This is a genomic window from Massilia sp. IC2-278 (assembly GCF_020708045.1).
Lineage (GTDB): Bacteria > Pseudomonadota > Gammaproteobacteria > Burkholderiales > Burkholderiaceae_D > Telluria.
This window is the reverse complement of the sequence record NZ_JAJFES010000011.1, coordinates 48,305-71,612: the sequence shown is the minus strand read 5'-3', so window position 1 is coordinate 71,612 and position 23,308 is coordinate 48,305. Positions and strand designations below refer to the sequence as shown.

General features: G+C 68.0%; 17 protein-coding genes and 1 tRNA gene. 2 read left to right on the top strand and 16 right to left on the bottom strand.

Annotated elements, in window-relative coordinates; translation table 11 throughout:
* Positions 1 to 17: 17 nt before the first annotated feature.
* From LK540_RS18490 to LK540_RS18440, 11 genes are all read right to left on the bottom strand, one after another.
* Entirely contained in the window at positions 18 to 1,535 is a 1,518-nt protein-coding gene (locus LK540_RS18490) for an O-antigen ligase (protein WP_229438780.1), read from the bottom strand.
* Positions 1,532 to 2,458 carry an exosortase-associated protein EpsI, B-type gene (gene epsI, locus LK540_RS18485; protein WP_229438779.1) on the bottom strand — a complete coding sequence of 309 codons (927 nt, stop codon included), beginning with the start codon at positions 2,456 to 2,458 and terminating at the stop codon, positions 1,532 to 1,534. Before epsI ends, LK540_RS18490 begins: the two co-directional genes overlap by 4 nt.
* The gene (gene xrtB / locus LK540_RS18480) at positions 2,455 to 3,384 is read right to left on the bottom strand and encodes an exosortase B (protein WP_229438778.1); all 930 of its coding nucleotides are present in this window, start codon (positions 3,382 to 3,384) and stop codon (positions 2,455 to 2,457) included. The genes epsI and xrtB overlap by 4 nt, the downstream gene beginning before the upstream one ends.
* Positions 3,385 to 4,251 carry a chain length determinant protein tyrosine kinase EpsG gene (gene epsG / locus LK540_RS18475; RefSeq protein ID WP_229438777.1) on the bottom strand — a complete coding sequence of 289 codons (867 nt, stop codon included), beginning with the start codon at positions 4,249 to 4,251 and terminating at the stop codon, positions 3,385 to 3,387.
* 9 nt (positions 4,252 to 4,260) lie between these two features.
* The gene (gene epsF / locus LK540_RS18470) at positions 4,261 to 5,670 is read right to left on the bottom strand and encodes a chain length determinant protein EpsF (protein ID WP_229438776.1); all 1,410 of its coding nucleotides are present in this window, start codon (positions 5,668 to 5,670) and stop codon (positions 4,261 to 4,263) included.
* Positions 5,671 to 5,683: 13 nt separating this feature from the next.
* Positions 5,684 to 6,472, bottom strand: a complete 789-nt coding sequence (epsE, locus tag LK540_RS18465) for a polysaccharide export protein EpsE (protein WP_229438775.1) — start codon at positions 6,470 to 6,472, stop codon at positions 5,684 to 5,686.
* 31 nt (positions 6,473 to 6,503) lie between these two features.
* On the bottom strand, positions 6,504 to 7,577 hold the full coding sequence (locus LK540_RS18460) for an EpsD family peptidyl-prolyl cis-trans isomerase (RefSeq protein ID WP_229438774.1): 1,074 nt from the start codon (positions 7,575 to 7,577) through the stop codon (positions 6,504 to 6,506).
* A gap of 101 nt (positions 7,578 to 7,678) precedes the next feature.
* A complete protein-coding gene (locus tag LK540_RS18455; protein ID WP_229438773.1) occupies positions 7,679 to 8,653 on the bottom strand; it encodes a GDP-L-fucose synthase in 975 nt (324 codons plus the stop codon).
* Between the two features lie 202 nt (positions 8,654 to 8,855).
* Positions 8,856 to 10,238 carry an undecaprenyl-phosphate glucose phosphotransferase gene (locus tag LK540_RS18450; RefSeq protein WP_229438772.1) on the bottom strand — a complete coding sequence of 461 codons (1,383 nt, stop codon included), beginning with the start codon at positions 10,236 to 10,238 and terminating at the stop codon, positions 8,856 to 8,858.
* 10 nt (positions 10,239 to 10,248) lie between these two features.
* A complete protein-coding gene (gene epsL / locus LK540_RS18445; protein ID WP_229438771.1) occupies positions 10,249 to 11,445 on the bottom strand; it encodes an XrtB/PEP-CTERM-associated polysaccharide biosynthesis outer membrane protein EpsL in 1,197 nt (398 codons plus the stop codon).
* Positions 11,446 to 11,672: 227 nt separating this feature from the next.
* The gene (locus tag LK540_RS18440) at positions 11,673 to 13,589 is read right to left on the bottom strand and encodes an ATP-binding cassette domain-containing protein (RefSeq protein WP_229438770.1); all 1,917 of its coding nucleotides are present in this window, start codon (positions 13,587 to 13,589) and stop codon (positions 11,673 to 11,675) included.
* A 222-nt stretch (positions 13,590 to 13,811) separates the two neighbouring features.
* Between LK540_RS18440 and LK540_RS18435 the strand changes: the two genes are divergently transcribed.
* A tRNA-Arg gene (locus LK540_RS18435) sits at positions 13,812 to 13,886 on the top strand.
* 5 nt (positions 13,887 to 13,891) lie between these two features.
* On the opposite strand, the gene LK540_RS18430 is transcribed toward LK540_RS18435, so the two are convergent.
* On the bottom strand, positions 13,892 to 14,941 hold the full coding sequence (locus LK540_RS18430; RefSeq protein ID WP_229438769.1) for a sugar-transfer associated ATP-grasp domain-containing protein: 1,050 nt from the start codon (positions 14,939 to 14,941) through the stop codon (positions 13,892 to 13,894).
* Between the two features lie 260 nt (positions 14,942 to 15,201).
* Between LK540_RS18430 and LK540_RS18425 the strand changes: the two genes are divergently transcribed.
* The gene (locus tag LK540_RS18425; protein ID WP_229438768.1) at positions 15,202 to 15,840 is read left to right on the top strand and encodes a DedA family protein; all 639 of its coding nucleotides are present in this window, start codon (positions 15,202 to 15,204) and stop codon (positions 15,838 to 15,840) included.
* Positions 15,841 to 15,899: 59 nt separating this feature from the next.
* On the opposite strand, the gene LK540_RS18420 is transcribed toward LK540_RS18425, so the two are convergent.
* The 4 genes from LK540_RS18420 to LK540_RS18405 all read right to left on the bottom strand — a co-directional run bounded on the left by LK540_RS18420 (position 15,900) and on the right by LK540_RS18405 (position 23,220).
* Positions 15,900 to 16,412 carry a MarR family winged helix-turn-helix transcriptional regulator gene (locus LK540_RS18420; RefSeq protein WP_229438767.1) on the bottom strand — a complete coding sequence of 171 codons (513 nt, stop codon included), beginning with the start codon at positions 16,410 to 16,412 and terminating at the stop codon, positions 15,900 to 15,902.
* Complete coding sequence (locus LK540_RS18415; protein ID WP_229438766.1) at positions 16,402 to 18,078, bottom strand: AMP-binding protein; 1,677 nt, start codon at positions 18,076 to 18,078, stop codon at positions 16,402 to 16,404. Before LK540_RS18415 ends, LK540_RS18420 begins: the two co-directional genes overlap by 11 nt.
* 123 nt (positions 18,079 to 18,201) lie before the next feature.
* On the bottom strand, positions 18,202 to 18,918 hold the full coding sequence (locus tag LK540_RS18410) for a response regulator (protein WP_229438765.1): 717 nt from the start codon (positions 18,916 to 18,918) through the stop codon (positions 18,202 to 18,204).
* A 12-nt stretch (positions 18,919 to 18,930) separates the two neighbouring features.
* Positions 18,931 to 23,220 carry a hybrid sensor histidine kinase/response regulator gene (locus LK540_RS18405; RefSeq protein ID WP_229438764.1) on the bottom strand — a complete coding sequence of 1,430 codons (4,290 nt, stop codon included), beginning with the start codon at positions 23,218 to 23,220 and terminating at the stop codon, positions 18,931 to 18,933.
* Positions 23,221 to 23,308: the final 88 nt, after the last annotated feature.

The window sequence follows — 23,308 nt, the reverse complement described above, 5'->3', positions numbered from 1 at the left end:
GGCGGTCTACGCGGCACTCAGGCCGGCACCGGCTGGATACGGAGGCGCGGCGCCCCGGCACGTGACGGCGGCGCCGGCAGCGCCGGGCGGGCCGCGGCGGCCAGCGCCACATAGGGCAGCGCCAGCGCGATGGCCAGCATTTGCGTGGTGCGTACCTGCGGGAACGGCGTGCCGACCAGCACGTCGGGAATCATAAAGGCCAGCGCCGCCACGCCCGCCGTACCCAGCGGCAGCAGCTCGGGCGGCAGGCTGCGCAGGGCGTGGCGCGCGGCCAGCACGAAGGCCGCCACCGTCCCGGCCAGCAGCGCGATGCCGGGCAGGCCGCATTTCAGGGCCACGTGCAGGATTCCGCTGTGCAGGAACAGACCGCCGTCCGGATTGGCTTGCCAGGAAATCTGTTCGTAGCCGGAATAGCGGCCCCAGGAACCGATGCCGGTAAAGGGTTTCGCGAGGATGTCGCCCAGCACCAGCTTGAGTTCGAGCACGCGTTCGCTCTCGGGGCCGAAGCGGCGCGACTGCATGTCGTAGAACAGGCCGCTGCCGCCGCGCGTCTGGCCGAGGCGGCGCAGGGCCGCATAGCCGAGCGCGGCGCCGGCCAGGGGCAGCGCCGCCAGCGCTAGCTGCACCCGGCGCCGCGGCGGGAAGCGCAGCATCACGATGGCAAACCCGAGCATGAAGCCGAACCAGGCGCTGCGCCGGTAGGACAGCACGATGCAGGCGGCGGTGGCGCCCAGGGTCAGCCATTCGAGGAAGCGCCAGAGCGTGGCGCGCCGCCCCTGCGCCGCCTGGAACAACTGCACCGCGGCAATCGAAAAGGCCAGCATGCACAGCAGGCTGTCGTTGATGTCGAAGAATGTCAGGCGAATGCGGATCGCGTTCATGTTCGCGTATACATTGTTCGGGTCGCCTCCGAAGGCAGCCCAGCGTCCCAGGCCGAACAGGGCGCGGCCCAGGCCCGCCAGCATCACGAAGCGCGCCAGTTCCAGGGCCTGCTCGCGGGTGCGGAACGAGAGTAGCATCAGGGCGACCAGCGGGCCCATCCAGACGATGTTCGAGAAGCCGGACGGGGCCAGCGCGTCCTTGACCGGTACGCCGGCGATGAAAGCGGCGCCGGTGTGGCAGGCCAGCAGCACGGTCCAGCCCCAGAACCAGGGCAGCAGGTTGCAGGGCGCTGCGCTACCGGCTAGCTGCGCCTGCGCCCGGCCCGGCATGCCCCCCTGCGCCGCGCCGGGCGCCAGTCCCCCGCTGAAGCCTGCCGCGATGCGCGCGCAGCACCAGGCGCCGAGCACGTACCAGAGCACCACCGGGAACAGCAGCATGCCCGAGCCGCGGCTGTAGACGCCGGGGGTGGCGAACACGGACAGGTTGCCGTAGCTGGTCGAATTCATCCAGAAGAAGATGCACAAATAGGGATAGACGAGCAGGCGCGGCCACACCAGGCCGACGCCGATGCCGAGCACGGCGAGCAGCGCCAGCAGCACCACGACAATGAAGGGGAGCGAGGTGAACAGGTACTGGAGCAGGGTCTCGCTCATCGCGTTTTGTGCTCCATGGTCTGCTCCACGGCTTGCTGCGCCTGGTGTTGTGCCGCCGGCGCCACGGCTTGCTGCGCAATTTGCCGCGCCTCTTGATGTGCTTCATGCCGCGCTGGTTGTCGAGCTTCTTGTTGCGCTTGTTGTCGAGCTTCTTGCCGCGCTTCCTGCCGCGCCTGTTGCCGAGGCGCCCGCTGCAGCGGCTGCTGCGTGGCGGGTCCTTCGCCCTGCCCGGCCTGCCCCGCCACCGAGGCGCCAATCAGGCGTGCACGGCTGGGCGCATCGAGGCCGGCCAGCATCTCGGCCACGAACTGGTCCTGCAACGCGTAGGCACGGGTGTCATCCACGCCTATGCTGGACACCCGCACCAGCATCCCGTCGGGAATCTCGCCCGACAGGCCGTAGGCGAGGCGCCGCAGTTTTTGCTCGATGCCCGAACGCGTGGCCTTGTCGCCGATCGTGATCCAGTAGGTGATCGGCTCGTTGCGCTGCCCCTGGCGCGCCACCAGGCGCTTGACCGGCAGCGCGCCGTATTGCGTGGCCAGGCTGCCGGCGCCGTCGCGCACCAGCTGGAAGCCCTGGGCCACATAACAGACTTCGGGCAGGTGCAGTTGCAGCGCCTTGCTCTGGTCGCCGCCATAGGCAATCGACAGCATCACGCGCCGTCCCGCCGCATCGATGTAGGTGCGCGACAGGGTCTGGTCGTAGAGTTTCTTGAGCATGCCCTGCTGCTCGGGATCGGGCGTGAGCGGCACTACGCTGGGGTCGAGCTGCCAGGCGCCGAAGCGCTGCGGGATCATGGTCTCGAGCTGGAACGGCGCCTGACCCTGGGCCAGCCTGACGCCGGGCGTCAGCGCGCCGGTCAGCGCCGAGGTGCCGGCCATGCCCAGGCCGAGCACCAGGCTGGCCAGGAAGCGGCGGTTCATCGGGCCCCTCCCCTGCGCCGTGCGACATACCATTGCAAGCCTGAATCGACCGCAAGGATCAGCACCAGCGCGGTGAGGAACAGCACCATGCCTGCAAAGCCGTGCAGGAAACCCTGGCCGGCGGCGTCACCCAGGTAATAGGTGACCAGGGTCAGGGTGATCACGCGGATCACGTTCGCGGAAAACGAGATCGGAATGATCAGGATCGCCAGGCCGATGTTGCGGAAGGCCGAAGGATGGCGCATCAGGTTCAGGTAGAACAGGCCGAGCGCCTCGAGCGTGAGCAGGGTCTGCAGGCCGGCGCAGGCGTCGGCCACCAGCAGCTGGTATTGGCCGATCTGCAGGATCACACCGGAGCGCGCGATCGGGTAGCCGGCGGCAAACAACAAATGCTCGGTGGCCCAGGACACCGCCATTTTCATGGGCATGGTAACGGCGGCCACGACTTCGCTCGGCAGCGGCACCATGAACAGCATGAAGAAGAAGGGAAACCACAGCACGCGCAAGGCGCGCGCGCCCAGCTTGGCCAGCATGACCGCCGCCAGCACCACGATGATGGAGCCGATCTCGAACATCAATATCTGCTGCGAGCGGCCCAGCAGGTACAGCGCCAGGCCGAGCATCAGCAGCGGCCAGGCCAGCCAGGACGGTGCGGCCGGCCTGGCCAGGGCATCGGGCCACTTGCGCCAGCCCAGCCACAATGCCAGCGCGAAGATCATCGGCCCATGCGCCTGTTCTTCACCGATCCAGGCGCCGGTGAACAGCGAATACATGGTCGGCAGGAACAGCGCTGCCAGCCCGGCCAGCACCGGCCACCATTCGGGGAGCGCGGCGCGCAGGCGTGCCTGCAGTGGCGGATCGGCGGGCCCTGACGCTGCTGGTGCCAGCGGCGGCGCTGCCGGTCCGGGACGCACCTGGGTCGTCATTCAAAACTCCATCACCACCGCGCCGACCACCTCGGCCCCGGCCTCGGCCAGTTGCTCGCTCATGCGCGCCAGTTGGACCACGCGGGTATGGTCCTTGCGTACCGCCAGCAGCACGCCGCCGGCGCGCGCCGCCACCGCCAGCGCATCGGCTCCGGCGCCGAAGGGTGCGAGGTCGTACAGCACCACGTCGTAGCGGCTGGCGAGCGAGGCATCGAGCGTGCGGAAGGTGTCGCGGCTGAGCAGTTCCTGCGGATTCGGCGGCAACGTGCCGGCCGGCAGTACCGAGAGGTCGACGAAGCCGCCCACGCGCAGCACCACATCGAGGTCGGCACGTCCGGCCAGCAGGTCGGACAGGCCCTGGCGTGCACGCAATCCGAACACATCGTGCTGGCGCGGCGCACGCAGGTTGGCGTCGACCAGCAGGGTCTGCTCGCCGAGCTGGGAAAACACCACGGCCAGGTTGGCTGCGAACAGCGCCGCGCCGTCGTCGGGATCCGCCCCGAGCACGGCCAGCGCGCGGTGCCCACGCGCAAACCAGCGCAGCATCAACTGGCTGCGGATCGCGCGCAGCGACTCGACCTGGGGCGAAAACGGCTCGTAGGCGGCCACCAGGCGCGGCGACAGATTCGCCTGCCCTTTCGGCAAATATGGGTAGGCGAACTGGCGCGCCAGCGCTTCCTGGACGTCGTCCTCGCTCACCAGGCCCAGGCGCACGGCGGCCTCGCCGAAGCGGATGCCGAGGTCCTTCTGCATGCGCAGGGCGCGCTCGGCGCCCTCGAGCGTGAGCTTGCCGGCGTCCACCAGCAGGGCGCCCATGCTGGAATCGAGGGGATCGACCGGCAACGGCGACAGGATAGGGGAATTCATCGATGTCTCCTAGTTCAGGCGCAGCAGGCGGCGCGGCGCCATCAGGGCGCGCAGGCCGCTGCGCGGGCGCGCCGGCTGCCAGGCCACCGTGCCCAGCACCGGGATGCCGAGCAGTTCCTGGACGTCGCCGCTGGAACGCACCGGACGGTTCAGCAATTCGAGCAGCAGCGCCAGCCCGACGCCGAGCACGGTGCCGAGCAGCACCGCCACCAGGGTGTTGAGCAGGATGCGCGGGCCGGAAGGCTCGGCCGGGGCCACGGCCGGATTGAGCACGGCGATGTCGGACTGCTCGGACTGGGCCTCGATGCGGGTCTGCGAGAAGCGCCCAGCGGCGGCGTCGAAGGCGCGCTGGGCGCTGTCGAGGTCTTTCAGCAGCACGCCGAGCTCGTCGCGCGTACGGTTCAGTTCCAGCACCTTCGCCTTTTGCGCGGCCAGTGCGTTGCGCAAGTCTTCCTCGCGCTGGCGCAGCACCTGGGCATTGCCGCCGACGCTACGCGAGACGGTCGCCAGCGCCGCGTTCAGGTCGGAACGCATCTTGGCCACTTCGGCGCTGGCGGCCTGGTAGGCGGGATGGTTGCGGCCATAGCGCGAGGCGCTTTCAGCCAGCTTGGCCTCGGCCGCCGAGAGCGACACGCGCAGGTTCTGGATCAGCGGGTTGTTAGCAACGTCCGGCGACTGGGCATTGCCGCCGCCGGCCATGCGCTCGCGCGAGGTGGCTTCCAGCGCCAGCGTCTGCGCCGCCACCAGTTGCGCGGACAAATCGCTCAGGCGCGAGAGTTCGATATCGACGCGGTTATTGTCGAGGCTGACGATGCCCTTGTCCTGCTGGTACTTGGACAGGCGCGCCTGCGCGGTTTCCACGTTGTCGCGCAATTGTTTCGTCTGCTCGTTGAAATAGCTGGATGCCTTTTTCATCGGTTCGGTTTTCAGGCGCACGCTGACGTTCTGGTATTCCTCGGCAAAGGCATTCGCCACCGCCGCCGCGAAGCCGGGGTCGGCGCCCTTGAAGCTGATCTCGACCACGCTCGATTCGCGCGAGGGCTTGATGTCGAGCTTGCGCAGCAGCAGATCGGCCAGCCAGTCGCGCACCGTGCCGCGGCCCTCGGTCGCCTCCTGGAACTGGGCGATCACGGCCGGGTTGCTGGCCATGCGCAGGCGCTCGACCACGCGCAGCGCCACGTTCTTGCTGCTGATGATGTCGATCTGGGTCGCCATATAGCCGGGCAGCAGCTGGCCGGGCATGGTCAGGCCGGTCAGCGGGTCGACACCCTTGTAGTTCAGCAGCACCGAGGTGGTGGCGGTATAGGTCTTGCCCTGAACCAGGCTCCAGCCCAGCGCCAGCAGGATGGTGGTGCACAGCGTGGCCAGGATCAGCTTCCTGCGCGCGCGCAGCAGCAGGAGGAATTGGTAGAGGTGCATGGCGTGCTCCCGCTCAGAACCAGCTTTCGCGCACCGTGATCACGTCGTCGACCTGCACCGGGTCGCTGGCGCGGGCTTCGATGGTGACCGGGTTGCCGGCCGCGTCGCGGCGCGTGATGCGCAGGCGGCTGTCGCTGCCGCGCGGGGTCAGGCCGCCGCCTGCGGAAATCGCCTGCTGGACCGTCATGCCGCGCTCGATGCGGAAGGCGCCGGGCCGCTGCACTTCGCCGGTGACGTAGGCGCGCGGCGCCCGTTCGACGAAGATGATGTCGCCGCCGGCCACCTCGTAGTCCTTGTCGAGTTCGCCCTTGCGCACCATGTCGACCACGTCGATGGTTTCGCGCGTGGTCTTGCCGTCGCGCGTGCGCACCAGGCTGATCAGGTCGCCGCCGTCGGCGCTGGCGCCGCCCGCCATGGCCAGCAGGTCGAGCACCTTGCGCCGGCCCTCGACCGGATAGCGCCCGGGCCGGTTGACCTGGCCCAGCACCGACACCTGCTGGCTGGCCAGGGTGGTGATGATCATGTTGACCTCGGCCTTTTTCAGGTAGCCGCCCTTTTCCAGCAGGTTGCCGATCTTGCGTTCGGCGGCGGCCACCGACAGGCCGCCGATGCCGACCTGGCCCAGCAGCGGAAAGGTAATCGCCCCGCTTTCGCTGACCCGCGTCTCGATCGACAAATCGGGGCTGCCGTAGACCGACAGGCGCACCACGTCGCCCGGACCGAGCAGGACTTCGGCGGCGCTGGCTACCCCTGCGCCCAGTGCCAGCACGGCCGCGGCCATCCAGTGTGCAAGTGGTTTCATGGTCCTTCCTCCTGTATGCGTCTGGTCGGATTCACTTCAGGCCGGCCACGCCGCGGTCGACGGCGGCATGGTCAGGTGCGGGCGACATCGGCGCATCGGGCGCCGGCGTATCCGGGGCTACGCCATCGGCCGCCGCGCCAGACGCACTGCTCTCCGAATGCCCTTCCACGATGCCCGCTGCCATGCCGTCCTGCGCAGGCGCCGTGCCGGCCGCCGCGGATGGCGCCGCAGGCGCCGTCATGCTGGCCGGCGCCGCCTTCGGCCCTGCGGCCAGCTCCTTGTTCAGGTACTCGATCTTCGCGTGCTGGCGCAGGCGCTCGACCTCGGCCGCGGCGAGTTCCTTGTTCTTGTTGCTCATCAGGTATTTTTCGATCTGGGGCGCGGCCACTTCCAGCGGCACCGGTGCGTCGCGGACATCGGCCACCGCCAGCAGCATGGCGTGCTCGCCCTCGCGCACGCTGAACAGCTGGTTCTTCGACATGCCCAGCAACTTCTTGGACAATTGCGGATTCAGCTCGGAAGTGCTGCGTGTGACCTGGGCGCGGCCGTACTTGACCTGGTGTGCGTCGAGCCAGACCGCCACTTCTTCCAGCGAACGGGCGGCGTCGGCCGCGGCGCGCGCTTCGGGTGTCAGGTCCTTGGCGGCAAGCACCAGCTGGTCCATCTGGAACTGCTTGCGGTTCGAGAAGAACTCGGGATGCTGCTTGAAGTAATCCTCGACTTCGGCCGGCGTAGGCCGCGCGACGTTCGCCAGGCGCTTTTGCATGTAGGCCTGGGCCACGATCAGCGAACGCGCCCTTTCGATGGCCTGCACCACCTTCGGGTCCCGGTCGAGCTTTTCCTGCTCGGCTGCACCCTCGAGCAGCTGGCGGTCGATCAGCGCCTGCAACAACTGTTTGCTGGCTTCCTGCTGGCGCGCCGCCGGCACGCCGGCGCGCTGGATTTCCTCGTTCAGCTGCAGCACGGTGATTTCCTCGCCGTTGACGCTGGCAAGCGCCTGGCCCGGTTTCGATTCCTTTTCCCGGTCGCCACAGCCGGCTAGTGCCGCCGCCAGCAGGATGACGGCCGAAAGCGATGCCTTGCGGGCCTGATGAAGGTTCTTCAAGATGACTCCTCGTGAATGATGCGTTGCTGCCGCTGCATTACTGCCGCCGCATTACTGCCGATACATTTGCTGCCGATGCCCGTGCCGGCCCTGGTGCCGGTTCAGGCCGGTGTCTCCACGGCCTGCGTTTCGAGAAATGCCGCGTAGGCGCGCCGCAAGCCTTCGCGCAGGGGCGTGCTGGCGCGCCAGCCCAGCGTATGCAGCTTCGATACGTCGAGCAGCTTGCGCGGCGTGCCGTCCGGGCGCGAGGTGTCGAACACGATGCGCCCCGTGTAGCCGACCACGTCGCTCACCAGCCCGGCCAGTTCGGCGATGCTGACATCCACGCCGGTGCCCACGTTCAGGTGCGAATGCATGGGATCGGTGCTGCCGCGATAGACGTCAAGCGGAAGGTTCATCACGTGCACGCTGGCGGCGGCCATGTCGTCCACATACAGGAACTCGCGCATCGGCTTGCCGCTGCCCCAGATCGCGACCTCGGGCACGGCGCCCATCCTGGCCTCGTGGAAGCGCCGGATCATGGCCGGGATCACGTGGCTGTTCTCGGGGTGGTAGTTGTCGCCCGGTCCATACAGGTTGGTGGGCATGACGCTGCGGTAATCGGTGCCGTACTGGCGGTTGTAGCTCTCGCACAATTTAATGCCGGCGATCTTGGCGATCGCGTACGGTTCATTGGTCGGTTCCAGCTCGCCGGCCATCAGGTAGTCTTCCTGGATCGGCTGCTGCGCCATACGCGGATAGATGCAGGACGAGCCGAGGAACAGGAGCTTCTTCACACCGGCACGCCAGGCTTCGTGGACGACGTTCGTCTCCACCAGCAGGTTGTCGTAGATGAATTCGGCGGGATAGGTGTTGTTGGCGTGGATGCCGCCCACCCTGGCCGCCGCCAGGTAGACCTGGTCGATACGCTCGCTGCGGAAGAATGCACGCACCTGGGCCTGGTCGGTCAGTTCGAGTTCGTCATGGCTGCGCATGACGAGGTTGGCGTGGCCGCGCGCCTGCAGCGCACGTACGATGGCCGAGCCGACCAGGCCGCGGTGACCGGCGACATAAATGCGGGGATCCGGATGATTCAAGCTGCCCTCCTGATGGATACGAGGTCTCGTTTGCGGCAAAAATGCGAAGCAGCAAGCCCGTCCGCACACGCGTACGGTTGGGCACAATACCGTTGCAAGCCTACCCGTCGAACGCAGCGCAACCTTTGACAAGGATCGAAGCGCGCAAAGGCCGAGAAGTGAACTCCGGGTTCCCTCAGCTGTCACGCGCCTGCGCTTCGTTTTAAAACGCGTTCTCACGCGTCAAAACAACCTTGACTGTCTTTAAAATGATCCACAGGTCCAGCCACAGCGACCAGTTGCGCAGGTAGTCGAGGTCGTGCTGGATGCGCGCTTCCATCTTGTCGAGCGTGGCCGTTTCGCCGCGCAAGCCGTTCACCTGGGCCCAGCCGGTGATGCCCGGCTTGACCTTGTGGCGCAACATGTAGCCCTTGATCAGTTTCCTGTACTGCTCGTTGTGGGCGACGGCATGCGGGCGCGGCCCGACAATGCTCATCCTCCCCTGCAATACATTGACGAACTGCGGCAGCTCGTCGAGCGAGGTGCGGCGCAGGAAGCGGCCGATCGGCGTCATCCGCCCGTCGTTGCGGCGCGCCTGGACGATGTCCTTGCCGTCGTCCATGACCGTCATCGAGCGGAACTTGTAGACCCAGATTTCCTCGCCGTACAGGCCGTAGCGGCGCTGCTTGAAGATCACCGGCCCCGGCGAGGTCCACTTCACCGCGGCCGCCACCGCCAGCATCAGGGGCGCCAGGCCTACCAGGATGACGCTGGCAAGCACGATGTCGCTGACGCGTTTCACCAGCCCGTTCAGGCCCATGAAGGGCGTCTCGCGGATTGCGATCACCGGCATGCCGCCGACGTTGTCGAAGCGTGCCTGCATCAGGTCGAACACGTACACGTCGGGTAGGAAATACACCGAGGCGGTGGTGTCCTGGAGCTCGTCGATCAGGCGGCGGATGCGCGGCTGCGCCGATACCGGCTGGCTAATGAAGATCAGCTTGATGTTGTGCGCGCGCACATACTGGCTCAGGTCCGACATCCTGCCCAGCATCGGGTGCCGCAAGCCGGTGGGATGGCGCTCGCCGGCGCGGTCGTCGAAGAAGCCGTGCACCTGCATGAACAGGTTCGGGTGGCGGTCGCAGATGGCGGCGAACTTCAGGCCGACGTCGTTGGCGCCGATCACCACGGTCGACCGCACTTCGCGGCTGCGGCCGGGCCGGCCGGCTGCCAGCCGCACCGCGATATGGCACACCAGCAAGGTGCTGGGTGCGGCGATCGCCCAGGCCAGCAGGACCCGCACGTCGTAATAATATTTCAGGCCGCTGGCCGAGCCGAGGAAGTAGAGCACGCCCACCGTGAGGCACCAGCCGAACAGGGTATCCCGCGCATACGCCAGCATGCGCCCGCTGCGCCAGGTGCGGTAAGGGTCGATGTGCTGGTAGACGGCCGAGGAAATGAAGAAGGCCAGGATCATCAGCACCAGTAAATAGCCGGAAAACGGTTCGTTGAAGGCCATCGACGACACGTACAGGGACCCCATGATGATCAGGGGATCAAGCACGCGCTGGAAAAACGAGATGATCGGAATGTCGTTGACCGTCATTGCCTGGTCTTCAGAACTGTCCGCTGGCGTTGACGGCAAACGAATGCGACTCGAACTTGCCGATGCCGAGCAGGCGCGAGCCGCTGCGCGCCTGGTAGAACCAGCCGGCCGACAGCGAGACGGCTTGCCGCGGCGCCCAGGTCGCCTTCAGGCTGGCGGTGCGCAGCGCATCGTCCAGGCCGCCGGCGGCGGGCAGCGCCGCGCGCGCGTTGTAGTCGCGCTTCTCGTAGGCCGCGTCCGCCTCCACGCGCAGCTTGGCGCGCGCATCCCAGGTGGCGCCGGCGCTCGCCCCCTTGTTCAGGGTATAGCTGACGATCGTGCTTTCGATCGGCGCGAAGTCGCGCCAGAGCGAGGCGCGGTAATGCAGCTTGCCGCTTGGGTCGTGCAGCAGCGTCACCCGGCCGTTTGCGCCGCTCGTGCGCCCGCTGCCGAACGAGGGCTGCTTGCGCCGCGCATAGCCGGCCAGCGCCTGGACCGTGGTGGCGCCGCTCGCCTTCCAGTCCACGCGCGCCTTTAGTTCGTCCTGGGTGAAGTCGTCGGTGAGCGGACTGAGGGAAAACGGGCGCCGGTTCGGATAGCTGCCCTCGATGCGGCGCAGCACCAGCCCGACCGCGCTGCCGCTGCGGGCCAGGTAGCGCCCTTCGAGCTCGGCCACGTCTTCGGTACGGTCGTTGAAGGCCTGGGCCGCCAGTTCGTAGTCGTACTTGTCGCGCGAAAAAGCGGCGTGCGCTTCCCAGCGCGGATGCAATTTCCAGCCGCCCTCGAAAAAGCCGCGGCGCTGCTTGCGCAGGTTGCGCTGGTCGCTGCGAAAGTCGGTGTACGGCGCCAGCGTCTGCGCATGCACGACGCCGAGCTGGCCCTCGAAACGGTTGCCGAGCTGCCAGTACCAGGTGCCCTGGATGTCGCGGCCGTCGTAGTCGAGCTGGCGGAAATGGTCGAACTTGACCTTCGACAGCTTGACGTGGGCCACCAGGCGCTGGCGGCTGATCGTGCGGTCGTAGACGGCGCCGGCTTCCAGGGTGCGCCAGGAATCGGAGCGCTGGTTATCGAAGGCCGGCGCGTCGTCGGGAATGCGCAGCAGATTGTCGTCGTAGGCCCAGCCGATGCGGCCGTACAGGTCCAGCCCGGTGCCGGGCACGGCAAGTGCGGGACCGCAAACCAGTACCCCAGCCAGGAGCGCAGGCGGGCGCAGGCAAAATCGCGACATGGTGTTCGTCTCGGAAAGCGCTGCGTCGGACGGGAAACCGGCGCCGCTTTCCAGCGCCGCGCATGCAGGCGGCGACGGCAGGGAGACGAGCGCAGCGGTTCCGGCGCGGACCGGAGCAGCGGCGGTCCGACACGCCAAGGCCGATACTGACGAAACCCCTGAAATGCGATCTGTGCTGGATCAACGCGACCGGGGTTGCGCGCCGGCGCCCCCGGATCGCAGCCGGGTCAGGCGTCGCCGCGGGCGCGCGCCTCGATCTGTTCCCAGCGCTCCAGCGCTTCCATCAACTGCTCGTCGATCTCGCTGAAGCGCGCGTTGATGCGGCGCGCATCGGCTGGATTGGTTTTATAGAAGTCCGGCGCGTTCAGCTGGGCCGTGATCAGGGCCTGCTCGTCCTCGAGCGAGGCGATCAGCTTGGGCAGCTCTTCCAGCTCGCGCTGCTCCTTGTAGCTCAGCTTCACTTTCTTGGCGCTGGACGAAGCCGCCGGAACCTCGGCCGCTGGCGCGGCCTTGGGCGCAGCCGGGGCCGGGGCGGCCGTCTTCGGCTCGATGGCCTTGACCCGCTCCCAGTCGCTGTAGCCACCGACGTATTCGCGCCACTGGCCCTGCCCTTCGGCCACGATCACCTGGGTCACGACATTGTCGAGGAAGGTGCGGTCGTGGCTGACCAGGAACACGGTGCCGGTGTACTCTTCCAGCAGCTCTTCCAGCAGTTCCAGGGTGTCGATGTCGAGGTCGTTGGTCGGTTCGTCCAGCACCAGGCAGTTGGCCGGCTTGGCGAACAGACGCGCCAGCAGCAGGCGGTTGCGCTCGCCGCCGGACAGCGACTTCACCGGCGAACGCGAGCGTTCCGGTGCAAACAGGAAATCGTTCAGGTAAGTCATGACGTGCTTGCGCTGGCCATTGACTTCGACCCAGTCGCTGCCCGGCGAAATCGTGTCGGCCAGGCTGGCCTCCTCGTTCAGCTGGGTGCGCATCTGGTCGAAGTACGCCACGTTCAGCTTGGTGCCGAGGCGGGTGGTGCCGCTGTCGGCGCTTTCCTCGCCCAGGATCATCTTCAGCAGCGTGGTCTTGCCGGCACCGTTCGGGCCGATCAGGCCGACCTTGTCGCCGCGCAGGATGGTGCCCGTGAAGTTGGTAACGATCACCTTTTCGCCATACGCCTTGGACACGTTTTCCAGTTCCGCCACGATCTTGCCCGAACGCTCGCCGGTGCCGACGTCGAGCTTGATCTGGCCTTGCGTCTCGCGCCGCGCGGCGCGCTGCAGGCGCAGGGCTTCCAGGCGGCGCACGCGGCCTTCGTCGCGGGTACGGCGCGCCTGCACGCCCTTGCGGATCCACACTTCTTCCTGGGCCAGGAACTTGTCGAACTTGGCATTCTCGACTTCTTCGTTGGCCAGCAGTTCGCGCTTGCGTTCCTGGTAGGTCGAGAAATTGCCGGGGAACGAAAGCAGCCGGCCACGGTCGAGTTCGATGATGCGGGTCGCCACGTTGTCGAGGAAGCTGCGGTCGTGGGTAATGAACAGGACGGAGCCGCGGAATTCGCGCAGCAGGCCTTCCAGCCACATGATGGACTTGAAGTCGAGGTGGTTGGTCGGTTCGTCGAGCAGCAGCACGTCGGGCGCCGAGACCAGGGCCACGGCCAGCGCCACGCGCTTTTGCATGCCGCCCGAGAGCGTGCCCATTTTCGCATCGCGCGCCAGGCCCAGGCGGTCGAGGGTGGTGTCGACCTTGTTGCCCAGGTTCCAGCCATCGGTGGCGTCGAGTTTCACCTGGATCACATGCATGCGCTCCATCAGCGCCTCGTCGTCGCCCTGGCCGAACTGGCCGGTCAGCGCTTCGTATTCGGCGAGCATGCCTTGCAGCTCGCCCATGCCGGCGGCCACGGCATCGAACACGGTCGATTCGGGATCGAAGGTCGGCTCCTGCTCGACATACGCGATCTTCAGGCCTTGCTGCATGACCAGCAGACCGTCGTCGAGCTTGAAGCGGCCGGCGATGGTTTTCAGGAGCGAGGACTTGCCGGTGCCGTTGCGGCCGATCAGGCCGACGCGCTCGCCGGTTTCAAGGGAAAAATCCGCGTGGTCGAGCAGTGCGACGTGGCCAAATGCCAATTGCGCGGACGTAAGGGAAATGACAGCCATAATCTGTGTGCGGGCCGCTCGACGCTCGTGGTCGAGCAGCGGCGCGGCGGAATCAATTGAAAGAAGCCGACATTGTACCGATTGCGGCACGTACACTTCCAAAGAATCCGCTTTCCTCGGCTATAATTGCACTCGGTTCACGATACCGGCCTGCCTTGCAGGGTCCGCTCGCCGAACTGCAGGCCTGTCCTGCTTTCGTGCCGCCCTGGCAGCACGCGCGTCCTCCCCGTAGCACAATGGATAGTGCACATGCCTCCTAAGCGTGGGATACTGGTTCGATTCCAGTCGGGGGGACCAAACCTTTAGCGCCCGTCGCTCCACGGCCCGCTGCGCATCATCCAGCGCCGCACCACATTCTGCGGTTTCGGTTCGCGGAACAATTTCCACCACGTTTCATCCGCAATGCCGCGTCCCGAGGCCAGTTGCAGCACGTCCACGTCGCCGCCCGAATTCACCTCGATGGTTTGCGGCCCTTGATCGGTGAACGCGATGTCCCAGGACTGGTACATGATCCCGGGGAACAGGGGCGCGGCGCGCAGGCACATCGCGACCGCCTGCTGCCAGTCGGGCAGCGTGCAGCCGACGATCTGCTGGCCGGTGTCCGGGTGCGCCGGGACCGGCTCCAGGCGTGAACCTTTCCTTCCGATGACATTGAACAGGACACCGGTGTCGACGTCGATGGCGCCCAGCAGGTTGCCGGTGGCGCCGTGCCGGAAGTTATCGATCATGTTCTTGCCGACCGGGATACGCAGCACCGCGCGATGGACCAGCGGCCCGCTGTCGTCGACCAGCACCACCACGCGCGCCGTTGCCAGGCGCGGGCCGAAGCGCGCGTCGAGTTCCGGATGCGGACGCGCCACGCTTTGCAGCATGATGCCTTCGCGGCTCAGCCAGCGCTTGAAATACTGGTCGACGGCAATGGTTTCGCCATTGCGCAGCTGCAGTTTGCCGTCGGCATAGGCATCGACCCAGACCGAGCCGGCGCCGCCGTTGCCGGCGATCGGCTTCATGAAGACCGGGAAGGCCGCCTGGCTCGCCAGGTATTCGGTCACCTCCTCCACCGAGCGCAGCGACACGGCGCCGGGAAAGCTGCGCGTCGGATGGCCGATCGCCTGGATCGTAGGATAGGGAAAGTCGTGCAGGCGCAGGATGCCGTAGGCAATCAACTTGTCCGCCGTCAGCGCTTGTGCACGCAGGTCGTTGTTCGATGTCGTGGCCGTCGACGACTTTTCGCCCAGGAACTGCGATTTTTCTTCCCAGCTCATGCCTGCCAGGCCGTACATGTCATATTCCTTGGGCGTGAGGCGGTTTGGCGGCCGGCGCAGCTGGGCTATTTCGTAAGCGCGTTTCATTGATACATCTCCGGGAAGCACTGTTCTTAATAAAATTGCTATGCTAACGAGCGGGTGAGCGCTTGTCCAATCGAATGCACTATTCTGGGGAGAAACGCTACCCACCTCGCCCTTGGTTGGTGCAGGTTTGCCCCATTCATTCTCAGATAAACGATATACATCGTTTGACGCGCGATTGCATCCAAGCGTGCCCTGCCGAACATAAAGCCGCTGCGTTCGCGGTTAGGATGGCCTACCCACTGATCTGGAGGACGGCGTCCATGTTCGACTTCATCACGAATTTCTTGGAGAAAAGCGGCTATCTCGGCGTCTTTGCGCTGATGGCGCTGGAGAATATCTTTCCGCCGATTCCATCCGAGATGATCATGCCCTTCGCCGGCTTCGTTGCCGCGCGCGGCGACCTGAACGTGGTGGGCGTGCTAATCGCCGGCACTGCCGGTTCGGTGGTGGGGGCCCTGCCCTGGTACTACGCGGCCAAGGTGTATGGCTGCGAGCGCCTGAAGAAGCTGGCCGGGCGCCGTGCGCGCTGGCTGACGATCACGCCCGACGACATCGACAAGGCGCTCGACGCCTTCCACAAGCACGGCAAGAAGGCGGTGCTGTTCGGGCGCCTGGTGCCGGCGGTGCGCACCCTGATCTCGGTACCGGCCGGGCTCGGCAACATGAACCTAAGCCAGTTCCTGCTGTATTCGACGATCGGCTCGCTGGCCTGGACCGGCCTGCTGACGGCGGCCGGCTTCCTGCTCGAGGACAATTACAAAGAAGTAGCGAAATACGTCGACCCGGTGTCGAAGACCATCCTCGGCGCGATGCTGGCCTGGTATTTGTACCGCGTGGTCACCTACAAGCCGGCGGCCAAGGAAGCGTCCAACAAGCAGGAGCAGCACGAACGCACCTGAGGACGCTGCGCCGCAGTGCGCGGGCGGCAAGCCTGCGCAGCAAGCTGGCGCAGCGAACCCTACGCGCCGCCGCGCTCGTCCAGCCCCGCCTTCATCGCGCTAAGCAGAGCGATCAGGCGCTCCTTGTCCTGGGGCGCCACATGCCCCAGCAATTCCTCGACCCAGCCTTCGTGCACCCCCGCCATGGCGCCGAAGGCCGCCTGGCCGGCAGCGGTGAGCCTGACGGCAAAGGCGCGCTTGTCCTGCGGGTCGGGCACGCGTTCCACCAGCCCCTCGCGTTCGAGCTGGTCGGTGATACCGGTGATGTTGCCGCCGGTGACCATCATGCGCCGCGACAGTTCGCCCATGCGCAAGCCCTCGGGATGGCGTTCCAGCTGGGCCATCAGATCGAAGCGCGGCAGCGTGATGCCGAAGCCGGCGCGCAGGCGGCTGCGGATCTCGTTCTCGATGCGCACGGTGCACGAGAGCATGCGCAGCCACAGCTTGAGCGACTGGTGGTGCTCGCTGCTCAAGCGTGTGGCTAGGTCGAGTTCCTGCGGTGTGCCCGTTTCCTGCCTGTCTTCATCCTGCATTCTGCGCCGGCGCCGCTTCGGCGCGTAGTTTGAAACGCTGCAGTTTACCGGTTTCGGTGCGCGGCAGTGCGTCACGGAACACGATGCGTCGCGGATATTTATACGGCGCGATCTGGCGCTTGGCGAATTCCTGCAATTCGCGCTCCAGCGCCGCACTCCCTTCCTGCCCGCCGCGCACGACCACGTGGGCCTCGACCACCTGCCCGCGCTCCTCGTCCGGACGGCCGATCACCGCGCATTCGGCCACCGCCGGGTGGCGCAGCAGCGCTTCCTCGACCTCGACGCCGGCGATGTTGTAGCCGGCCGAGATGATCATGTCGTCCATCCGCGCGCGGTAATAGAAATACCCGTCGCCGTCCATCTCGTAGGCGTCGCCGGTCAGGTTCCAGCCATCCTGCACGTAGTCGCGCTGGCGCGGGTCGGCCAGGTAGCGGCAGCCGGTCGGCCCCTTCACCGCCAGGCGCCCGATCACGCCCGGCCCCACCGGCTGGCCTTCGGCATCGAGCACGCAGGCCTGGTAGCCCGGCACCGGCTTGCCGGTGGCGCCGGGGCGGATCGCCTCGCCCGCCGCGGAAATGAAGATGTGCAGCATCTCGGTGGCGCCGATGCCGTCGATCATGGCCAGGCCGGTCGCCGCCTGCCAGGCCTCGCGCGTGGCCAGCGGCAGCGCCTCGCCGGCCGAGACCGTGCGCGTGAGGCTGGACAAATCGTGGCCCGCCGCCAGCTGCGCCATTTGGCGGTAGAAGGTCGGCGCCGTGAAGCAGACCGTGGCGCGCTCGGCGGCAATGGCGGCCAGCAGGGTCTCGGGCGTGGGCTTTTCGATCAGCACCGCGGCCGCGCCCACGCGCAGCGGGAACAGCAGCAGCCCGCCCAGGCCGAAGGTAAATGCCAGCGGCGGCGTGCCGATGAAGATGTCGTCGCCGCGCGATTGCAGGGTGTGCACCGGGAAGCAGTCGCAGATCGCCAGCAGATCGCGGTGGAAGTGCATCGTGCCCTTCGGAACGCCGGTGGTGCCCGAGGTGAAGCTGATCAGGCATACGTCGTCCGCCGCGGTGTCGGTGGCCGCGAACGGGTCGCCGTGGCGCGCCATCAGGTTTTCCAGCGCGGCCGGGTTGCCGGGGGCGTCGAACAGCGTCACCGGCGGCGCGCCTTCGCCCAGGACTTCGTGCAGGGCGTTGACCTCGGCGCGCAGGCCGGCGGCGCACAGCACCGCGTTGACCCGCGCCTTGGCGGCGATGGCGCCGAGTTCGCGCGCGCGCAGCAGCGGCATGGTCGGCACCGCGATGCAGCCGGCCTTGAACACGGCCAGGATCGCCGCCGCCATGGCCGGGCAATTCGCGCCGCGCAGCAGCACGCGGTTTCCCGGCACCAGCCGCAAATCGCGCCGCAGCACGTGCGCGATGCGGTCGACCCGCGCCGCGAGCCCGGCATAGCTCAGGCGCTCGCCGGCGCCGATCAGGGCCGTGCGTTCGCCCCAGCCGCGCGCCAGCGCCGCGTCGAGTAGTTCGACGGCGCAGTTGATGCGCTGCGGGTAGCGCAGCGCCGGGAGATCGAACAGGAATTCGGGCCACTCGCCGGGTGGCGGAAGATGGTCGCGGGCAAAGCCGTCGACGTGCGAGGAAGGACTGAGTGCTGCTCTGGGTTCTACCGTCTGCGAGCTTGTCATGGTCGTCCCGGTTGGGTGATCAGCCAATATCCGGGAGATACTTTAAGTCTAAACGATCGTGCCGACAAGCGAATTGTCGGGATGGCCGGATGCCGCGGTGCGGACCTGGATTCGGGCCTCGGTTCAGGCCCCGTCCACGCGCTGCGCCTGGCGTTCGACCGCTGCACGGGCCACGGCCAGCGCCTCGGCCAGCGCGGCGGGCGCCAGCAATGCGCGCGCCTGCGCCAGGCGCGCCGCCGCCGCGTGCAGGCCGAGCGTGGCGCAGCCCTCTTCCAGGCGCGCCAGGCGCGTGCGGGCCGCCGGCGCGTCGGCCAGCAGCGCCGCCAGGCCGGTTGCGGTGTCGTCGAGCTGGCGCGCCAGGCCGCCGAGGTAGAGCCGCAGGCGCGCCAGGTCGATGCCGAGGCGGCGCGCGCTGTCCTGCGGCGCCTCGGCCTGCCCCAGGGCCGCCAGCCAGGGCCGCAGTTGCTCCACGCGGAAGGGCTTGACCACGTAGCCGTCGGCGCCCAGCGCGGCCGCTTCGCTCATGCTGTCGCCGTCGTTGGCGGCCGAGACCAGCACGAAGGGCATCTCGGCCAGCTGCGGGTGCGCCTTGACCCGCGCCAGCAGCTCGGTGCCCGACAAGTACGGCATGCGCAGGTCGCAGAACACCATGGCCGGGCGCAGGCCGGCCTCGAGCTGGCGCCAGGCGTCGGCGCCGTCTTCCGCTTCCAGGATCTCGAACCGGCCGCAGGTATCGACCAGGTGCATCAGCATCATGCGCGAGACCACGTCGTCGTCGACGACCAGCACCTGGGGCACGGGCGCCGGCGCCGCCGGCATGTTGTTACTTGTTGAAGACATCGGTTCGGAGCATCAGGTAAGGGAGGTGTCGAAGGCGTCGAGCAGCGCGTCCAGGCGCGGCAGGCCCGCGCGCAGTTCGTCGCGGCGGCCGCTGTCGGCCGCCTTTTCCAGGCGCGCGCAGAGCACCGCCAGTTCGCGCGCACCGAGGTGGCCGGCGCTGCCGCGCAAGCCGTGCAGCACGCGTGCGCAGGCCTCGTCGTCGCCGCCGTCGAGCGCGGCGCGCAGCTCGCGGCGGCGGCGCGGCAGGTCGGCGGCAAAGGCGGCGCGCAGGCGGGCCTGGAGGTCGCCGGCCGGATGCTCCGGGACCGGGACCGGATCTGCCGCCGCCGGCGCCTCATCCGGCGCGATCCCGAACAGGGCGTCGAGTTCGGCCGTCGTCGGCGCCGCTGCTGGTGCCGGCACCGGCATCTCCATCGGCGCCAGTGCGATGCCGCGCGCCAGCTGGCGTTCGATCGCCAGGCCGAGCTGGCGGTGCAGGGCCGCCTCGTCGATCGGCTTGGTGAGGAAGGCGTCCATGCCGCAGGCCAGGTAGCGGTCGCGGTCTTCGTCGCTGGCATTTGCCGTCAGCGCCACGATCATCACGCGCGGGTCGAGCACCGGCGCGTCGAGCGTGCCGCCGGCGCGGATCAGGCGCGTGGCGGTGGCGCCGTCGATCTCCGGCATGCGCCCGTCCATCAGCACGATGTCGTAGTGCGTGCGGGCGCAGGCCGCCACCGCCAGCGCGCCGTTCTCGACCACGTCGATGCTGTGGCCCATGTCCTCGACCATCATGCGCGCGATGATCTGGTTGGTGGCGAAGTCCTCTGCGCACAGCACATGCAGGCGGTGGGTGTGGGGCAGGAAGACCGCCGGTTCGGCCCGGGCCGGTTCGATGCCTTCGTCGAAGGGCAGCACGAAGCTGAAGGTGCTGCCCTTGCCAGGCTCGCTGTGCGCCTCGATCGTCCCGTTCATCAGCTCGACCAGCTGGCGGCAGATCGCCAGCCCCAGGCCGGTGCCGCCGTAGCGGCGCGTGGTGGTGGCGTCGGCCTGCTCGAACTTCTGGAACAGGCGCGGCAAAGCATCGGCGGCGATGCCGATGCCAGTGTCCTGCACCGAAAAGCGGATGAAGTGCGGAGTCCCATCCTGCTCGAGGTCCTCCGTGCAGGCCTGGTCCTCGGCCCGGCGCTCGACGCGCAGCAGCACCTGCCCGGCCGGCGTGAACTTGAAGGCATTCCCGACCAGGTTGACCAGCACCTGGCGCAGGCGGGTCGGGTCGCCGCGCACGAAGCGCGGCAGGTCGGGCGCCAGCTCGATCGCGAAGTCGATGCTGAGGGCGGCGGCCTGCTCCTCGAACAGGGCGGCCACATTGCCGATGGCGGCGTCGAGCGCGAAGTCGATGGTCTCGACGGTGAGCTTGCCGGCCTCGATCTTGGAAAAGTCGAGCAGGTCGTTGATGATCGCCAGCAGCGCCTCGGCGTTCGCCTGGCCGCGCGCGATCTGCTCGCGCGTGCTTTCCTTCAGCTGGCCGTCGCGCAGGGCGAAGCCGAGCATGCCGATCACGCCGGCCAGCGGGGTGCGCATCTCGTGGCTCATATTGGCCAGGAACTCGGACTTCTGGCGCGCGGCGTCCTCGGCGCGGCGCGCGGCCAGCTGCAGGCGGCGCTCGTTCTCGTGCAGGGCGCGGTTCGCCTCGCCCAGTTCGATGGTGTTCTGGCGCACCTGCTGCTCGCGCTCGCGCAGCTCGGCGGTCTGGCGTTCGAGCAGGCGGTTCTGCAGCCCGATTTCCTCGGTGCGGGCGCCGACCTGGCGCTCCAGGCGCAGTTGCTGGCGGCGCAGGCTGCCGATGCGCAGGCGGTAGCCGCCGTAGCCTGCGCTCAGCAGCATCAAGGCGCCGGCGACGCGGAACCACCAGGTGCCCCAGGCCGGCGGCTCGATCACGATTTCCAGCGTGGCCGGGGTCTCGCTCCAGACGCCGTCCTTGTTGGCGGCGCGCACGTGGAACACGTAGCGGCCCGGGTCGAGGTTGGTGTAGGTGGCGAAGCGCTTGCTGGCGTCGGCATTCACCCAGGCCTGGTCGAAGCCCTCGAGCTTGTAGGCGAAGCGGTTGCGCTTCGGCGCCGCATAGTGCAGGGCCGAGAATTCGAGCGAGAACACCGAGTGCCTCGAGGACAGCGTGATCGAGCGCGCATTCTCGATCGGGCCGTCGAGCAGTTCGGGCCAGGCCTGCTGTACCGGGCGGTTGAAGATCTGGAAGCCGGTGATCACGGCGCGCGGCGGGATGCGGTTGTAGCGCAGCGCGCGCGGGTCGAAGGCGGTGATGCCGTTGAAGCCGCCGAAGTACAGGCTGCCGTCGGGCGCGCGCGCCGCCGCCGCGTCGAAATAGGCGCCGTCGACGGTGCCGTCGGCGGCCGTGTAGCTGCGCCAGGTGTTGGTGGCCGGATCGAAGCGCGACAGGCCGTTGGTGGTGCTGATCCAGATCGCGCCGTCAGCGTCTTCCAGCATCGCGGCCACGGCGTCGTCGACCAGGCCGTCGCGCATGGTGTAGCGCACGAAACTCACCGAGCCGTCGCTTGCCGTCACCATCTTGTTCAGGCCGACCGCGGTGCCGACCCAGACGTTCCCGGCGCGGTCTTCCATCAGGTAGTGGATCTCGTCGTGGCTCAGGCTGGTCGGGTCGTAGCCGTCGTGGCGGAAGTGGCGGAAGCGCCCGCTGGCGCGGTCCAGCAGGTCGAGACCGTTGAAGGTGCCGACCCAGAGCCGCCCGCGCCGGTCTTCCAGCACCGGGCGCACCGAGTTGTCGGACAAACTGGCCTGGCGCGCCGGATCGTGGCGGTAGCTGGTTACCTGGCGCGTGGCCGGGTCGAGCATGTGCAGGCCGCCCTTGGTGGCGATCCACACCATGCCGTCGCGCCCCAGGTTCATGGCGCGCACGTTGTTGGCGTTCGAGGCGTTGCTGTCGTTCGCGGCCAGCACCTGGCGCACGAAGCGCCCGCTCTTCGGGGCGAAGCTGGTGATGCCGGTGCGCCCGCCCACCCAGAGCAGGCCCTGGCGGTCGCGCACGACCGCGTTCACGGAGCTGTCGATCAGGCTGTTCGGGTTGCCCGGCTCATGGCGCCAGATGCGGTTGGCCTGGCCGGGCGCGGCCGGGTCGTACAGCTGCAGGCTGGAGGTAGAGGCCAGCCACAGCTTGCCGCTGCCGTCGTTCTCGATGCCTTTCACGCGGTTGTCGGCCGTGCTGGCGCCGTCGCGCTCGCGCACGATGCGCGCGAAGCCGCCGCTGCCCAAGTCCACGCGCGATACGCCGGCATACCAGGTGCCGACCCAGAAGGTGCCGACGCGGTCGCGGTAGAGCGCGGCGATGTGGTTGTCGGCCAGGCTGTGGCTGTCGGCGACAACCTGGCGGTGCACCTCGAAACGCGCCTGCGCCGCGTCCCAGCGGTACAGGCCTTCGTCGTGGGAGCCGACCCACACCTGGCTCTGGGCGTCCTGGTAGAGCGCGCTGACCCAGGCGCGCGGGATGCCCTCCTGCGGCCCGAGGCGCTGGCGCCGTCCGACTTCCGGTCCGGCCAGGGCCATGCGCTCGAGGCCGCCGAGGGAGCCGATCCACAGGGTGTTGGCGGCGTCGACCAGCAGCGCCTGCACGGTCTCGTGCGGCTCCGGCCTGCCGCTGCCGTGGTGCTCGAAACGCTTCAGCGCCAGGTCGAAGCTGTCGACGCCGGCCGTGGTGCCGATCCACAGCAGGCCGCTGCGGTCGAGCGCCAGCGCATTGATGTCGTCGCTGGCCAGGCTGTCGGGGTCGCTCGGCACGTGGTGCCAGGTGGTGAAGCGGCCGCTGGCGACGTCGAAGTGCTGCAAACCGTCGCCGGTGCCGAGCCAGAAGCCGCCCTTGCCGTCGTCGATGATGGCGCGCACGTGGCGGTTGCCGTTGCCGCGCCGCGCCGGTTCCTCGGGCAGGAAATGCTGGAAGCCCTGGGTCGCCGCGTCGTAGCGCGCCAGGCCGCCGTCGGTGCCGATCCAGAGCCGCCCCTCGCGGTCGACGTGCAGCACGCGGATCCAGTTGCTGGGCAGGGTGGCGGGGTCGCCGACGGCGTTGCGGAAGTTGACGAAGCGGTAGCCGTCGAAGCGCGACAGGCCGTTCTGGGTGCCGAACCACATGAAGCCGTCGCTGTCCTGGGCCATGGCCAGCACCGATTCCTGGGCCAGGCCATCCTCTACGCTCAGGTGCTCGAAGCGCATGGTCGGGGCCGGCGCACTCCAGGCCGGGGCCGGCGCGGCGAACCCGCCGGCCACCGCCAGCAGCAGCATGAACAGCAGCGCCTTCATGCGGAAAGCGGCGCCCGCTGCAGGGTGTGCGCGGACGCAAGGCAGGCGCCGCCGGGGCAGGCGGCTGGCGCCCCTGCCCTGTTCACGG

Coding starts and splice junctions, on each gene's coding strand:
- LK540_RS18490 (WP_229438780.1), bottom strand. CDS start 1,535: ATGAGCGAGACCCTGCTCCAGTACCTGTTCACCTCGCTCCCCTTCATT.
- epsI (WP_229438779.1), bottom strand. CDS start 2,458: ATGAACCGCCGCTTCCTGGCCAGCCTGGTGCTCGGCCTGGGCATGGCC.
- xrtB (WP_229438778.1), bottom strand. CDS start 3,384: ATGACGACCCAGGTGCGTCCCGGACCGGCAGCGCCGCCGCTGGCACCA.
- epsG (WP_229438777.1), bottom strand. CDS start 4,251: ATGAATTCCCCTATCCTGTCGCCGTTGCCGGTCGATCCCCTCGATTCC.
- epsF (WP_229438776.1), bottom strand. CDS start 5,670: ATGCACCTCTACCAATTCCTCCTGCTGCTGCGCGCGCGCAGGAAGCTG.
- epsE (WP_229438775.1), bottom strand. CDS start 6,472: ATGAAACCACTTGCACACTGGATGGCCGCGGCCGTGCTGGCACTGGGC.
- LK540_RS18450 (WP_229438772.1), bottom strand. CDS start 10,238: ATGACGGTCAACGACATTCCGATCATCTCGTTTTTCCAGCGCGTGCTT.
- epsL (WP_229438771.1), bottom strand. CDS start 11,445: ATGTCGCGATTTTGCCTGCGCCCGCCTGCGCTCCTGGCTGGGGTACTG.
- LK540_RS18440 (WP_229438770.1), bottom strand. CDS start 13,589: ATGGCTGTCATTTCCCTTACGTCCGCGCAATTGGCATTTGGCCACGTC.
- LK540_RS18430 (WP_229438769.1), bottom strand. CDS start 14,941: ATGAAACGCGCTTACGAAATAGCCCAGCTGCGCCGGCCGCCAAACCGC.
- LK540_RS18425 (WP_229438768.1), top strand. CDS start 15,202: ATGTTCGACTTCATCACGAATTTCTTGGAGAAAAGCGGCTATCTCGGC.
- LK540_RS18420 (WP_229438767.1), bottom strand. CDS start 16,412: ATGCAGGATGAAGACAGGCAGGAAACGGGCACACCGCAGGAACTCGAC.
- LK540_RS18415 (WP_229438766.1), bottom strand. CDS start 18,078: ATGACAAGCTCGCAGACGGTAGAACCCAGAGCAGCACTCAGTCCTTCC.
- LK540_RS18410 (WP_229438765.1), bottom strand. CDS start 18,918: ATGTCTTCAACAAGTAACAACATGCCGGCGGCGCCGGCGCCCGTGCCC.
- LK540_RS18405 (WP_229438764.1), bottom strand. CDS start 23,220: ATGAAGGCGCTGCTGTTCATGCTGCTGCTGGCGGTGGCCGGCGGGTTC.